We start from the raw sequence: 13,776 nt of genomic DNA, 5'->3' as shown, positions 1-13,776 counted from the left end.
AAGCGGCGCCCGGCCGAACAGGGTGGACGCGTCCGCCCCGCGGGTCCAGCATCGGCTTCCGCCCGGCCCCGTCCCCTGGACAGCCCCAGCGGACCCGCCGCGCGGCGCCCCGCCCCCCAGGGGGCGGAGGGCCGCACACAGACCCGCCGCTCCGGACGCCCCGACACCGGATGACAGACCAGACGCGCCCCCCCGAGCCTTCGCCCGACGCGCCCCCGCGCGCGGCGGCGCCCATAGAACTGTCCGTGCACCGCGCGGCCACGGCCCCCGGCGGGTCCCCGATCCCGGCGCCCCGCCCCGGGGCCGGCGTGATCTCGGTCGACGCCATGGGCGGCGACCGCGGACCGGGCCCCGTGCTCGCCGGCATGGCGATCTCCGCCAGGAAAAACCCCGACATCCGCTTCATCGTCCACGGCGACGAGGAGCAGCTGCGCCGCCTGATGCGCCGCCGCCCCGGCCTCGCCGAGCGGACCGAGATCCGCCACGCCCCCGAGGTGGTGGCGATGTCGGACAAGCCCTCCAAGATCATGCGCCGCTCGCGCGGGACCTCGATGATGAGCGCCCTTCAGGCGGTGGCGGGCGGCGACGCCTCGGTCGCGGTCTCCTGCGGGAACACCGGCGCGCTGATGGCGCTGGCGATGCTGGCCCTGCGCCGCGCGCCGGGCGTCGACCGGCCGGCGATCGGGGTGTTCTGGCCGTCGCGCGGGCCCGCCGGCTACAACATCGTGCTCGACGTGGGCGCCGACATCCGGGCCGAGCCCAAGAACCTCGCGCAATACGCGGTGATGGGGGCGGAATACGCCCGCCTCGGCCTGAAGATCGACCGCCCGCGCGTCGGCCTGCTCAACGTCGGCTCCGAAGAATCGAAGGGCGGCGAGGATCTGCACTCGGCCGCCGAGATGATCTCGGCCGCCGCGATCCGGCCCGGCGCGGGCTTCTCCTACATCGGCTTCGTCGAGGGGGGCGACATCCTCTCGGATCGCGTGGACGTGATCGTCACCGACGGCTTCACCGGCAACATCGCCCTGAAGACCGCCGAGGGCACCGCGAAACTGATCTCCGACAGCCTGAAGGAGGCGTTCCGCCACACCTGGCTGTCGCGCCTCGGCGCGCTGGCGGCCTGGACCTCCTTGCGCCGGCTGTCGAAACGCATAGATCCTCGTCAGGTCAACGGCGGGGTGTTCCTGGGCCTGAACGGATCGGTGGTCAAAAGCCACGGATCCGCGGATGCGACCGCCGTCGCCTCGGCGATCAAGCTGGCTGCGACCATGGGGCTCTCGGGGTTCCAAGGTAAGGTGGCCGAACAGGTTGCAAACGCCTTCCCGGCCCGGAACACTGCCGGCGCGGATTCGGACAGGAGCGGAAAGACCACAGGATGACCGTAACGCGCGCCGTCCCGCTGGGTTGCGGCCATCATCTCCCCGAGCGGATCGTCGAGAACGCCGAGTTCGCGAAGACCCTCGAGACCTCCGACGAGTGGATCAAGACCCGGTCCGGCATCGAGCGGCGCCATTTCGCGGCCCCGAACGAGAAGACCTCGGACCTCGCCATTCCCGCCGCGCAGCGCGCGCTGGCGGCGGCGGGGATCGAGGCCTCGGATCTCGATGCGATCGTGCTGGCCACCGCCACGCCGGACGAGACCTTCCCCGCCACGGCCACGCGCGTGCAGCACGCGCTGGGCATGACCAACGGCTTCGCCTTCGACGTGCAGGCGGTCTGCGCCGGGTTCATCTATGCCGTGGGCATGGCCAACTCGCTGATCCAGTCGGGCCAGGCGAAGACGGTGATGGTGATCGGGGCCGAGACCTTCTCGCGCATCCTCGACTGGACCGACCGCTCGACCTGCGTGCTGTTCGGCGACGGGGCGGGGGCGCTGATCCTCTCGGCCGAGCCGGGCGCCGGCACGCTCGCCGACCGGGGCGTGATGTCGGTGAAGCTGCATTCCGACGGCGCCCATCATGACCTGCTTTACGTGGACGGCGGGCCGTCCTCGACCGGGCGGGCGGGCTGCGTGCGGATGCAGGGCCAGCGGGTGTTCCAGCACGCTGTGAACAAGCTCGCGCAAGTGGCTCACGAGGCTATGGATTCCGTCGGCGCCACCGCCGACGACATCGACTGGATGGTGCCCCACCAGGCGAACAGCCGGATCATCGAATCGACCGCGCGCAAGACCGGGCTCTCGATGCAGAAGGTGGTGATGACCGTGCACAACCACGGCAACACCTCCGCCGCCTCGATCCCGCTCGCGCTGTCGGAGACGGTGCAGGCCGGGCGCATCCGGCAGGGCGACCTGCTGCTGATGGAGGCGATCGGCGGCGGCCTCGCCTGGGGCGCCGCGCTGATGCGCTGGTGACGCCCGCGGGCCTTGCGGCCCGTTCCTGCAAGGGTTTTCGACGCCCGCCTCCGCGATCCGGAGGCGGGCGTTTCCGTTCCGGTCCGGGCTTTCCGCAGGGGCGCCGACCGCCTGCGCCGCGGGGCTCAGAGGCGTTCTGCGCGCCCGTCTCCAAGTCATTGACATTGACTCTGAAATCCCGCGCGGCCTACCCTCGCCGCAACGCTCGACCGCGGCCGGCCTTCAGCCCTCCCGCGGCGACGGCTTTCAAAGGGGGCGCAGGAGGCGCGGATGGCGAACAAGACCCACACCCGGCTCGACCTGACCGAGGCCGTCTACCGCGAGGTCGGCCTGTCGCGGAACGAGTCCGCCGAGCTGGTCGAGAGCATTCTCGGCCATGTCTCCGACGCGCTCGTGAAGGGCGAGACGGTGAAGATCTCCTCCTTCGGGACCTTCCAGGTGCGCCAGAAGGGCGCCCGCATGGGCCGCAACCCCAAAACCGGCGAGGAGGTTCCGATCGAGCCGCGCCGGGTGCTGGTGTTCCGGCCCTCGCACATCCTGAAGGACAAGATCAACGACGCCCTGAGCGGCTGACGGCCCCCCGGGGTCGGAGGCCCTCTGCCCTCACATGGACAAGTCCCCCAACGCGTTCCGTACCATCTCGGAGGTGTCCGAGACGCTCGATGTGCCCGCGCACGTCCTGCGCTTCTGGGAGTCCAAGTTCCCCGCCGTGCGCCCGATCAAGCGCGGCGGGGGCCGGCGCTATTACCGGCCCGAGGACGTGACCCTGCTGGTGGGCATCCGCGAGCTGCTCTACGAGGACGGCCTGACCATCAAGGGCGTCCAGAAGATCTTCCGCGAGCGCGGGCAGAAGCATGTCGTCCGCCGCGGCGCCGAAGTGCTGGGCGAACCCTTCGAGGACGCCGGCGAGCCCCCCGCCGCCCCCGAACCCGCGCCCGCGCAGGCGGCCCCCGCCGAGCCCGCCCCCGCCGCGCCCGAGGCCGAGCCCGAGGGCCCGGACTCCGAGCGGGTCCGCGCGGTGATCTCCAAGCTCGAGGCCCTGCGCAACCGCCTGCGCGAGACCTGAGCCGCCCGCGACCGGCTGAGACCGCGCCTCAGCGTCGCCGCCCAACGTCCTCCAGACCCATCGCTTTCCGAAGTCGACCCGACCCACCGGCGCCCCGGACCTGATCCGGGGCCTCCGGCGGACCGCCGGCCGCGTGCGCCTCGCCCGCCCGCTCAGGCGCGCCCCTCGCCCTCGCCCTCGCCCTGCGAAAGCCGCAGGCGGGCGGCGTGGGCGGCCTCGATGTGCCGCCGGCCGGCGGCCTCGGCCGCCTCGGCCCGTCCGTCGCGCACCGCCTCCAGGATCGCCCCGTGCTCGCCGATCGCCTCCGCGTGACGCCCCGGCGCGGTGAAGGTGGTGGGCCCGAGCAGCGAGATCGCGTCCGCCAGCGCCTCCAGCGAGGCGTCCAGCCAGGGGTTGCCCGCGGCCCGGCGCAGGGCGTCGTGGAAGGCGCGGTTGAGCTCCGCCGCCTCCCCCGCCGCAGCCCCCGGCAGGGCCGCGAAGCGGGCGTGCAGCCCCTCCAGCAGCGCGAGATCCGCCGGGCCTGCGTGGCGGGCGGCGAGGCCCGCGGCCGCCCCCTCCAGCACCGCGCGCATGGCGTAGACCTGCTCGCGCTCCGCGGCCTCCAGCCGGCGCACCACATGCCCCCGGCCGCCGCCGCGACGCATCAGGTCGCGCGCCTGCATCCGCCCCAGCGCCTCGCGCACCGGAGTGCGGCTGACCGAGAGGGCGGCGGCCACCTCCTCCTCCCGCAGGCGGTCGCCGGGGCGCAGGCGGCCCGCCCGCAGCGCTTCGCGCAGACGCTCGAACACCGCCTCGCCCAGGCTGGCGCCGGGGCCCAGCGGACCCATGGCGGCCAATGCCTCCAGCGCGCTCGTCTCCGCCCTGCCCGGCTGCGTGGTCATGCGCCCCTCCCGTGCCCTGCGAGGGCCTTGGCTTGGCGTCTCGCGGATTTCAGTATACTGAGAATACGCAAACGCCGGAAGCCCGGCGACGACTCGCAGGGAGGCGGAGCATGTGGGACGTGCTGGTGGCCGGCGGCGGCAACGCGGCGCTGTGCGCGGCGATCGCGGCGCGCCGGGCCGGGCGCTCGGTGCTGGTGGTGGAGGCGGCGCCGAAGTTCTACCGCGGCGGCAACACCCGCCACACCCGCAACATGCGCTGCGCCCATGACGCGGCCACCGACACGCTCTCGGGCCCCTACCCCGAGGAGGAGTTCTACGACGACCTGCTGCGGGTCACCCAGGGCAACACCACGCCCGAGCTCGCCCGGATGATGATCGCCGAGTCGAAGCCCATGCTCGACTGGATCCAGGCGCAGGGCGTGCGCTTCCAGCCCTCGCTGGGGGGCACGCTGAGCCTGGGGCGCACCAACTCGTTCTTCCTGGGCGGGGGGCGGTCGATGCTGAACGCCCTCTACCGCACCGCCGAATCCCTGGGCGTCGAGGTGCGCTACGAGGCGGAGGTCACGGGCCTCGACCTCGACGGCCCGCGCTTCCGCGCCGCGACCGTGCGCCAGGACGGCGAGGATCGGCGCATCGAGGCGAAGGCCTTCGTCGCCGCCTGCGGCGGGTTCGAGTCCAACTTCGACTGGCTGAAGGAGGGTTGGGGAGAGCGGGCCGAGAACTTCCTGATCCGCGGCACGCCCTACAACCGGGGCACGGTCACGAGGATGCTGATCGAGCAAGGCGTCATGCAGATCGGCGACCCCACCCAGTGCCATGCGGTCGCCATCGACGCCCGCGCGCCGCGCTATGACGGCGGCATCATAACCCGGCTCGACTGCGTGGTCTTCGGCATCGTGGTGAACGCGCACGCGCAGCGCTTCTACGACGAGGGCGAGGACATCTGGCCCAAGCGCTACGCCATCTGGGGCCGGCTGGTCGCCGACCAGCCGGGGCAGATCGCCTGGATCGTCTTCGACGCGCCGAACCTCGAGAAATTCATGCCCTCGCTGTTCCCCGCCATCTCCGCCCCCACGATCCCGGAGCTGGCGCAGAAGTTGGGGCTGGACCCCGCGACGCTGGAGGCCACCGTCTCCGAGTTCAACGCGGCCGTGGTCGGCGGGAAACCCTTCGACCACACCGACCTCGACGGCAACCGCACGCAGGGGCTGGCGATCGAGAAGACCAACTGGGCGCAGCGGATCGAGACCGCGCCCTTCTACGCCTACCCCGTGCGCCCCGGCATCACCTTCACCTATCTCGGCGTGAAGGTGGACGAACGGGCCCGGATGACGATGGCCGACGGGACCCCCTCGGACAATCTCTTCGCCGCCGGCGAGATCATGGCCGGCAACGTGCTGGGCCAGGGCTACGCCGCCGGCATCGGCATGACCATCGGCGCCGTCTTCGGGCGCATCGCCGGCACGGAGGCCGCGCATGTTTGATCTTCCCTCCCCCGACGCCGGATTGCGCGAGCCCAACCTCGCCGAGGCCGAGCGGCTGATGACGGTCTGCAACTCCTGCCGCTATTGCGAGGGGCTGTGCGCCGTCTTCCCCGCCATGGAGCTGCGCCGGGCCTTCACGGACGGCGACCTGCAGTATCTCGCGAACCTGTGCCATTCCTGCGGGGCCTGCTACCACGACTGCCAGTTCTCGCCGCCGCACGAATTCGACGTGAACGTGCCGGCGGTGCTGGCGAAGGTGCGCAACGACAGCTACGAGGCTCACGCCTGGCCCGCCGCCCTGCGCCCGCTGTTCCGCCGCCACGGGGCGGCGCTCGCGGTCGGGGTGGCGCTGGCCGCCGCGCTGTTCCTCGCGGGCTTCGTCGTCGCAGGCGATCCGGGGGCGCTGTGGAGCGCCCATCGCTCGCCCGATCTCTTCTACGCGCTGATGCCCCATTCGGCGATGACGGCGCTGTTCGGCACGGCCTTCGCCTGGATGCTCTTCGCAGTGTTCATGGGGGCGCGGTCGTTCTGGAAGGCCACCGGCGCCTCGGTCGACGGGCTGGCCCTGGGGCGGGCGGGCCACGATGCGGCGACGCTGCGCTATCTCGACGGCGGCGGCGTGGGCTGCATGAACGAGGGCGAGGAGCCCGACGACACCCGCCGGCTGTGGCACCATTTCACCTTCTACGGCTTCCTGCTGTGCCTGGCCTCGACCTCGGTGGCGACGGTCTATCACTATGTCTTCGACCGGCCGGCGCCCTATCCGCTGTGGGACCTGCCGAAGATCCTCGGGGTGCTGGGCGGGATCGGCCTGGTGATCGGCCCGATCGGCCTGCTGAGGGCCAAGGCGCGCCGGTTCCCCGACCTGCTCGACCCGCGCTTCCGGGGCATGGAGGTCGGCTTCCTCGCCATCCTGCTGCTGACCGGGGCGAGCGGGCTGGCGCTGGTGTCGCTGCGCTCGACCCCGCTGCTGGGCCCGCTGCTGGCGCTGCACCTGGGCGCGGTGCTGGCGCTGTTCCTGTCGATGCCCTACGGCAAGTTCGTGCACGGGCTCTACCGCTACCTCGCGCTCGCCCGCTGGCGGCGCGAGGATCCCTCGCGGGGGTGAGCGAGGCGCCTCGGGGCGCGCCCCCGGGGCCGACGGCGCGTGCTCAGGCCAGCGCCGTCGCCGCCGCCCTGCCCGCAACCCGGCCCAGCGAGATCGCCGAGAGCAGCCCGTTGCCGGAGAGATAGCCCTCCGCCCCCGCGCCCGAGACGCCGCAGGCCGCGCCGCCCGCCGCATAGAGGCCGGGAATGGCCGCGCCGTCCGGGCGCAGCACCCGCGCCTCGCCGTCCACCACCAGGCCGCCCTGGGTGTGGAAGAGCGCGCCGGTCACCCGCACGGCGCGGTAGGGGGCCTCGAGGGGGGCGACGCCCGCCAGCGGCCGGCCGAACGGGTCTGCGATCTCGCCCCGCTTGGCGGCCTCGACCTGGGCGAGGGTGTTCTCCAATGCCCCGGCCGGGACCTTGATGCGGGCGGCCAGAGTCGCGAGGTCGTCCGCCTCGACGATGGCGCCGAGCGACTGGGCGCGGCGGAAATCCTCGAACTGGGCGGCGATGCCGGCGATGCGGGCGTCGAAGATCGTCCAGGCCGTCCCCTCGGGCTGCGTCAGCACCCGGGCGGCCTGTTCGGAGTAGCCCGTGGCCTCGTTCGAGAACCGCTCGCCCGCGAGGTTCGCCTGGAAGCCGCCCTCCATCACCGTCGCCCAGGTGATCAGGATGCCCGCCGGATGCGCCACCGAGCCGTGGCCCTGGTGGCCGCCCAGGTGGCGGGTGGCGGCGCCGAGCGCCTCGCCCCACAGGATCGCCTCGCCCTGGTTGCCGGGATGGCCGAAGTAGAGGGCGTCGCGCAGGCTCGGGATGTGCTCGGCCACCAGCGCCTTGTTCCCGCCGTAGCCGTTGCAGGCGAGGATCAGGGCGCGGCAACCGACCTGCTCCGTGCTCCCGTCGGGGCGGGTGAAGCGGACGCCGCGGATCGCGTCGCCGTCCACGTAGAGGGTCGTGACCTGCGCCTCGGTCAGGATGTCCACGCCCGCGGCCTCGGCGGCGCGGGAGAGGCGGTCGACCAGCTCCTCGCCGGAGCGGGACGGCAGGCCGTGCATCCTGAGGGCCGAGTGGCCGGGATACCGAAAGTTGTCGACCAGCGAAAAATCCAGACCGTGGGCGTCGGCGAGCCATTCCAGCGCCGGGCCGACTTCGCGCGCCATCAGGGCGGCGAGGGCGGGGTCCGGCTCGTCATGGGCCTTCTTGAGGATATCGGCGACGAAGGCGTCCGGCGTGTCGGACACCCCCGCCGCCGATTGCCAGCGCGTTCCCGGCGCGGGGATCAGCCCGGCCGAGAGAGCGGTCGAGCCGCGCGGCACCGCGTCTCGTTCCAGCGCCAGCACCTCGATCCCCTCCGCGCGCAGCGCCAGCGCCGCGGTCAGGCCGGCGGCGCCGGCCCCCACGATCAGGGCCGGGACGTCCGTCTCGAAAGACGCGGGCGCGGGGAGGATGTCGGGCATCACAGGGCCTCGATCTCGACGGTCATCTCGGCGATCGAGGCGACCCGGCCGACGGGGCGCAGGGCCTGCACCGCCTCGTCATGGGTCGCCTGCGAGAAGGCGGCGCAGCCGTCCTCCAGCAGGATCGCGTCGAACTCGCGCACATGGGCGGCCCGGAAGGTGGTCGCGACGCCGCCGTTGGTGACGATGCCGGCGACCAGCAGATGCTCGATCCCGAGCTTGCGGAGCGTCCACTCCATCCGGGTCTGGTAAAAGGCGGAATAGGCGATTTTTTCCACCGTCACATCCGCCGGGCCCAGCTCGTCGACCAGCTGGTTGCCCCAGGAGCCGGGAGCGAAGTCGCCGGCCTTGAGGAACGGGCGGATCTTCTTGAGATGAGGGGCGATCATCGGCTCGCCCCGCACCGGGACCAGGGTGAACTGGGTCGAGACGAACCAGCCGCCCTTCGCCTTCAGCAGATCCACCAGCGGCTTCAGCCGGGCGGGCAGCGCCGCGATCTCCGGCGCGGTCTGGCCGGCGCGGCCGTAGGCGCCCTCGGGATGGAGAAAATCGTTCTGCAGGTCGACGGTCAGCAGGGCGGTCTTGGACAGATCCATCACTTGCGCTCCACGATGACGTTGCCGAAGGCGTCGATGCGGGCGGCGAGGTCGGGGTCGACCACCACCGTCGCATCCGGCTGCTCGAGGATCGCCGGCCCCGGCACCACAGCCTCCACCGGCAGGTCGAGGCGCGCGTAGATCGCCGCCTCGTGCCAGGCGCCCGCGAACCAGACGGGGCGCGAGCCGGTCTTCGCCTCCTCCACCGTCATCTCGCCAGAGGGCGCAAGCGCGGCGAGGTCGAAGCCCGGCCGCACGCCGATGGCCGAGGTGCGCAGGTTGACGATGCGCATCGGAACGCCGGGCAGCAGGCGCGAGAAGCTGGCCTGGTAGGCCTCTTCGAACGCCTTCGCGATCATGTCTTCGGTCAGCCCCTCGGCGGTCTGGCCCAGCGAGGCCGGCAGGCGCACCGCCAGCGTGTGGGTCTGGCCGACGTAGTGCATGTCGAGCTCGAACACCGTGTCGATCCGCTCGACCGAGAGACGGGCGGCCTCGACCACGGCGCGGGCGGAAGCGGCCTCCTCGGCCATGCGGGCGGCCAGCGCCGGGGCGTCGATCCCCTGCAGCCCGAGGTTCACCGTCTGCACCTGGTCATGCCGGATGTCCGCGATCACGCAGCCGAGCGCCGAGGTCACGCCCGGGTAGCGCGGCACCAGCGCCGCCTTCAGCCCCACGTCCTTGATCAGGGCGCCGGCATGAAGCGCGCCGCCGCCGCCGAAGGGGACGGCCGCGAAGCGCGCCGGATCATGCCCTCGCTCGATGGACATCAGCCGGATCGCGCCGGCCATTTTTCCATCGGCCACGCGGACGATGGCTTCCGCGGCCTCCATGACGCCCAGCCCGAGCGGGCCGGCGACATGCTCCTGAATGGCGGCCTTGGCGGCCTCCACGTCGAGGCGCGCCAGCTTGCCGCCGATGGGCCGGTCGGCGTTGATCCGGCCGAGCACCACGTTGGCGTCGGTCAGGGTCGGGCGGTCGCCGCCCTGCCCGTAGCAGACCGGGCCGGGGCGGGAGCCGGCGGACTCGGGCCCCACCTGCAGCAGCCCCCCCGCGTCCACATGGGCGATGGAGCCGCCGCCGGCGCCGATGGTGGTGATCTCGATCATCGGGGTGCGGATCACGAGGCCGAAGTCGATGGTGGTCTGCGCCGCCAGCGCCGTCTTGCCGCCGGTGATCAGCGAGACGTCGAAGGAGGTGCCGCCAAGGTCGCCCGTGATCACATCCGGAAAACCCGCCGCCTCGGCGATGGCCGCCGCCGCGATCACCCCGGCCGCGGGGCCGGAGAGGGCGGTGCGGGCCGGCAGGCGCCGCGCGGTCTCGGTCGACATCACGCCGCCGTTCGACTGCACGATGTGGAACTTGCCGGCGAAATCCTCGGACTCCAGCGCGCCTTCCAGCTTGGCGAGGTAGGACCCCACGCCGGGCTGGAGGTAGGCGTTCAGCGCGGTCGTCGAGGTCCGCTCGAACTCCCGGATCTCGGGGAGGATGGCGGAGGATCGCTCGACATGCTCGTTGGGCCAGACCGAGCGGGCGGCCTCGATGGCGGCGATCTCGTTGGCGGGGTTGGCGTAGGCGTTCATGAAGACGATCGCCAGCGCCTCGGCGCCCTTGTCGAGCAGGGCTTTCGCGCAGGCCTTCACGTCTTCCGCGTCCACCGCCTCGCGGATCTCGCCCGAGGCCAGCACCCGCTCGCCGACTTCCATGCGGAAGTCGCGCTCGACCACGGGAATGAAGTCGCCGGTCAGGCCCCAGGTGGCGCGGCGGTCGCGACGGCGCATCTCCAGCACGTCGCGGAACCCAGCGGTCGTGATCAGGCCCACCTTCGCGCCCTTGCGCTCCAAGAGCGCGTTGGTGCCCACGGTGGTGCCGTGGACGATGCTGTCGAGGTCGGCGAGCGCCCCGAAGCCCTTCAGGCCTTCGAGGAAGCCGACGGCCTCGTCGCCGCGGTTCGAGGGGACCTTGCCGGTGCGGAACTCGCGTTTCGCCTCGTCGAAGTAGAAGAGGTCGGTGAAGGTGCCGCCGACGTCGACGCCGACGATCGTGCCGACGCGGGGGGTGGAGGGGGTCTCGGTCACGGGAAGCACCTCGTTCACGCCGCCGCTCCGGCGCGCAGGTCTCGGGTGGCGGAGGCGTCGACCTCGCCGGTCTCGGTCAGGGCGACGCCGTAGTCGGCGCGGGCCTGCTCAGCGGTGACGAAGCCGAGCGCCACGTCGCGGGCGACCGCCCTGGGGTCGCGGGCGAAGGGCTCTCCCCAGCCGCCGCCGCCGGGGGTCTCCAGACGCACGCGACGACCGGCGGGCAGGCGCAGGTCGGTGATCTTGGAGACCATGGGCGGGGACTTTTCCCCATCGTCCGTCTGCCAGAAGAAGGCGTTGACCGCCGCCGGCTTGCCCCCGGCGACGCCGAAGGGCGGGGCCTTGCCGCGCTCGCCCAGCAGCGAGACGTCGGCGTCGGTCAGCAGCTCGACCTCGTAGACCGCGCCGACGCCGCCCCGGTGCTCGCCTGGCCCCGCCGAGCCGTCGCGCAGCGCCCACTGGGTGAAGCAGACCGGGTAAGCGGCCTCCAGGATCTCCACCGGCGGGATGGTGGCGGTGGAGATCGGGTTGTTGGCGTGGTTCAGACCGTCCGAGGCGGGGGAGCCGCCCAGGCCCCCTCCGAAGAACGAGAACATCACCCAGCGCGACCCGTCCGGCCGGTGGCCGGCGATGGAGAGCGCGTTGATCGTCCCGAACGGCCCGCCCAGCGCGCGGTCAGGATCGGCCTGCGCCAGCGCCCCGAAGACCACGCCGATCAGGCGCAGGATGGTCTCGGTGTAGCCGGCCACGGGCTTCGGCGCATTGGCGCCGAGGATCGAGCCGTCGACGATGTCGAAGCTGATCGGCCGCAGGCAGCCGGCGTTGGCAGGCACGTCCGGAAAAACGTGCTTCAGCGCCACGTAGCAGGCCGCCACGGCGGTCGAGCGCGAGATGTTGATCGGCCCCTGGCAGGCCGGCGAGGACCGCGAGAAATCCAGCCGCATCGTCTCGCCGGAGATCGTGGCGTCCAGCGCCACGGTCAGGGCCACGTCGGTGATGCCGTCGTTGTCCAGCACGTCCTCGAACGAATAGACCCCGTCGGGGATCTTGGCGATCGAGGCGCGCATCAGCGCCTCGGCCCGGTCGGAGAACGCGTCGAAGGCCGTGGCGATGGTGGCGTCGCCGTATTCGTCCAGCAGCGCCAGCAGGCGCTTCTCCCCAAGGTCCAGCGCGTTGAGCTGGGCGTTCAGGTCCCCCCAGTTCGACATCGGCAGGCGGGAGTTCGCCTCCAGCATCGCGATGATGTCGGTCTGCACCTCGCCCTTGCGGTAGAGTTTCACAGGGGGGAAGCGGACGCCCTCCTGGAAGGATTCCACCGCCTTGGGGTTGTAGCCCCCCGGCACGTTGCCGCCGATGTCGAGCCAGTGGCCGACGGACGCCATCCAGGCGAACAGTTTCCCCTCGCGGAAGATCGGGCGGACCAGCCGGAAATCGTTGAGGTGGGTGCCGCCGTCGTAGGGGTCGTTGAAGATGAAGACGTCGCCCTCGGCGAGGTTCCCTTCCTTCTCCACCTTCGCGATCACCGCGCGGACCGCAAACGCCATGGCGCCGACGAAGATCGGCAGGCCGTTGGCGCCCTGCACCAGCGTGTCGCCGGTGACCGGGTCGTAGATGCCGTGGCAGGCGTCCTTGGCCTCGGCGATGGTGGGGTTGAAGGCGGAGCGGTAGAGGGTGGCGTCCATCTCGTCCACGATCTGCTCCAGCCGCCCCTTCAGGACGGCGAGCGTGACCGGGTCGAGGGTCGCGGCTTTGGCGTCGGTCACGCGTCGGTCTCCTCGGATTTCGGGGCGGCGGGGGCGGCGTCGGCCTCGGCGGCCATGGCCTCGTAGGCCTCGCCGCGGGCCAGCATGTCGGGGGTGCCGATGACGGCGTTCAGCGCATCGAAATCGAACATCCGCTCGCGGAACGGCTGGTTCGAGCCATGGGCGGCGAGCGAGCCGTAGTAGTCGATCATCGTCTTGCCCACGGCGCGGACCACGCCGCCGGGGAAGATGGCGATGGAGAAGCCGATCTCGCCCAGCTCCTGCGCGGACGAGATCGGGGTCTGGCCGCCCTCGACCATGTTCGCCAGCAGCGGAGCCCGGCCGCCCAGCTCGGCGACGATGGCCTCCAGCTCCCCGCGCGAGCGGGGGGCCTCGACGAACAGGACGTCGGCGCCCGCCTCCGCGTAGCGGGAGGCGCGGTCGATGGCGGCGTCGAGCCCCTCGACCGCGCGGGCGTCGGTGCGCGCGACGATCAGGGTCTGCGAAGACACGCGGCTGTCCACCGCGGCCTTGATCTTGGAGATCATCTCGCCGGGCGAGGTCACCGACTTGTCGCGCAGGTGGCCGCAGCGCTTCGGCGTGGTCTGGTCCTCGAGCTGGATGGCGGTGGCGCCGGCGCGCTCGAACAGGCGCACGGTGCGCTCGACGTTCATGGCGTTGCCGTAGCCGGTGTCGCCGTCCACGATCATCGGGATGGCGACGCGGTCGCGCACCAGCCCGATCACCTCGGCCACCTCGTTCATCGAGACCAGCCCGATGTCCGCCCGACCCAGCCGCGTATAGGCGATGCCGGCGCCGGAGAGGTAGATCGCCTCGAACCCGGCGGCCTCGGCGATCGAGGCGGAGAGCGCGTCGTAGACCCCCGGCGCGACGACGGCGCCCGGCTGGAGGAGACGGTCCCTGAGGCTCATGCGTTGGTTCCTCTTGCTCGCCGCATCGCGGACGCCCCGCGGCGACGTGTTTCGCGTGGGCCCCGCGAGGCCCCGCAGGCGGGCGGGGTCATCGCCCCGCCCTG

Annotated in this window: 12 protein-coding genes; 6 read left to right on the top strand and 6 right to left on the bottom strand. The window is 72.2% G+C overall.

Translation table 11 applies throughout. The annotated features are described in order from the left end of the window. Positions 1-245: 245 nt before the first annotated feature. The 4 genes from plsX (at position 246) to BM064_RS17585 (ending at position 3,419) form a co-directional block, all read left to right on the top strand. On the top strand, positions 246-1,379 hold the full coding sequence (plsX, locus tag BM064_RS17600) for a phosphate acyltransferase PlsX (RefSeq protein ID WP_425426176.1): 1,134 nt from the start codon (positions 246-248) through the stop codon (positions 1,377-1,379). Continuing rightward, positions 1,376-2,353, top strand: coding sequence for a beta-ketoacyl-ACP synthase III (locus BM064_RS17595; protein ID WP_092861725.1), 978 nt, complete (start codon positions 1,376-1,378; stop codon positions 2,351-2,353). Before plsX ends, BM064_RS17595 begins: the two co-directional genes overlap by 4 nt. A 270-nt stretch (positions 2,354-2,623) precedes the next feature. Further along, positions 2,624-2,926 carry an integration host factor subunit alpha gene (gene ihfA / locus BM064_RS17590; RefSeq protein ID WP_092861723.1) on the top strand — a complete coding sequence of 101 codons (303 nt, stop codon included), beginning with the start codon at positions 2,624-2,626 and terminating at the stop codon, positions 2,924-2,926. 34 nt (positions 2,927-2,960) lie between these two features. Then, a complete protein-coding gene (locus BM064_RS17585; protein WP_092861721.1) occupies positions 2,961-3,419 on the top strand; it encodes a MerR family transcriptional regulator in 459 nt (152 codons plus the stop codon). A 152-nt stretch (positions 3,420-3,571) separates the two neighbouring features. On the opposite strand, the gene BM064_RS17580 is transcribed toward BM064_RS17585, so the two are convergent. Beyond that, the gene (locus BM064_RS17580) at positions 3,572-4,300 is read right to left on the bottom strand and encodes a GntR family transcriptional regulator (RefSeq protein WP_218161069.1); all 729 of its coding nucleotides are present in this window, start codon (positions 4,298-4,300) and stop codon (positions 3,572-3,574) included. A gap of 110 nt (positions 4,301-4,410) precedes the next feature. Between BM064_RS17580 and tcuA the strand changes: the two genes are divergently transcribed. Next, complete coding sequence (tcuA, locus tag BM064_RS17575; RefSeq protein WP_092861717.1) at positions 4,411-5,784, top strand: FAD-dependent tricarballylate dehydrogenase TcuA; 1,374 nt, start codon at positions 4,411-4,413, stop codon at positions 5,782-5,784. Then, positions 5,777-6,892 carry a tricarballylate utilization 4Fe-4S protein TcuB gene (tcuB, locus tag BM064_RS17570; RefSeq protein ID WP_092861715.1) on the top strand — a complete coding sequence of 372 codons (1,116 nt, stop codon included), beginning with the start codon at positions 5,777-5,779 and terminating at the stop codon, positions 6,890-6,892. Before tcuA ends, tcuB begins: the two co-directional genes overlap by 8 nt. 43 nt (positions 6,893-6,935) lie before the next feature. Here tcuB and BM064_RS17565 read toward each other — a convergent pair whose 3' ends face one another. Genes BM064_RS17565 through BM064_RS17545 form a run of 5 tightly spaced genes read right to left on the bottom strand, consistent with a single transcriptional unit; the run spans position 6,936 to position 13,672 of the window. Then, positions 6,936-8,327, bottom strand: coding sequence for an FAD-dependent oxidoreductase (locus BM064_RS17565; protein ID WP_092861713.1), 1,392 nt, complete (start codon positions 8,325-8,327; stop codon positions 6,936-6,938). Next, entirely contained in the window at positions 8,327-8,923 is a 597-nt protein-coding gene (locus BM064_RS17560; RefSeq protein WP_092861711.1) for a cysteine hydrolase family protein, read from the bottom strand. The genes BM064_RS17565 and BM064_RS17560 overlap by 1 nt, the downstream gene beginning before the upstream one ends. Continuing rightward, the gene (locus tag BM064_RS17555) at positions 8,923-11,016 is read right to left on the bottom strand and encodes a hydantoinase/oxoprolinase family protein (RefSeq protein ID WP_245779199.1); all 2,094 of its coding nucleotides are present in this window, start codon (positions 11,014-11,016) and stop codon (positions 8,923-8,925) included. The genes BM064_RS17560 and BM064_RS17555 overlap by 1 nt, the downstream gene beginning before the upstream one ends. Beyond that, positions 11,013-12,761 (bottom strand): hydantoinase B/oxoprolinase family protein, encoded by a 1,749-nt coding sequence (locus BM064_RS17550; protein WP_092861709.1) that lies wholly within the window; start codon positions 12,759-12,761, stop codon positions 11,013-11,015. Before BM064_RS17550 ends, BM064_RS17555 begins: the two co-directional genes overlap by 4 nt. After that, a complete protein-coding gene (locus BM064_RS17545; RefSeq protein ID WP_092861707.1) occupies positions 12,758-13,672 on the bottom strand; it encodes an isocitrate lyase/PEP mutase family protein in 915 nt (304 codons plus the stop codon). Before BM064_RS17545 ends, BM064_RS17550 begins: the two co-directional genes overlap by 4 nt. Positions 13,673-13,776 lie beyond the last annotated feature (104 nt).

This window comes from Albimonas pacifica (genome assembly GCF_900113695.1).
Taxonomy (GTDB): domain Bacteria; phylum Pseudomonadota; class Alphaproteobacteria; order Rhodobacterales; family Rhodobacteraceae; genus Albimonas; species Albimonas pacifica.
The sequence above is the reverse complement of the archived record's forward strand: the minus strand, read 5'-3'. Positions and strand labels throughout refer to the sequence as shown.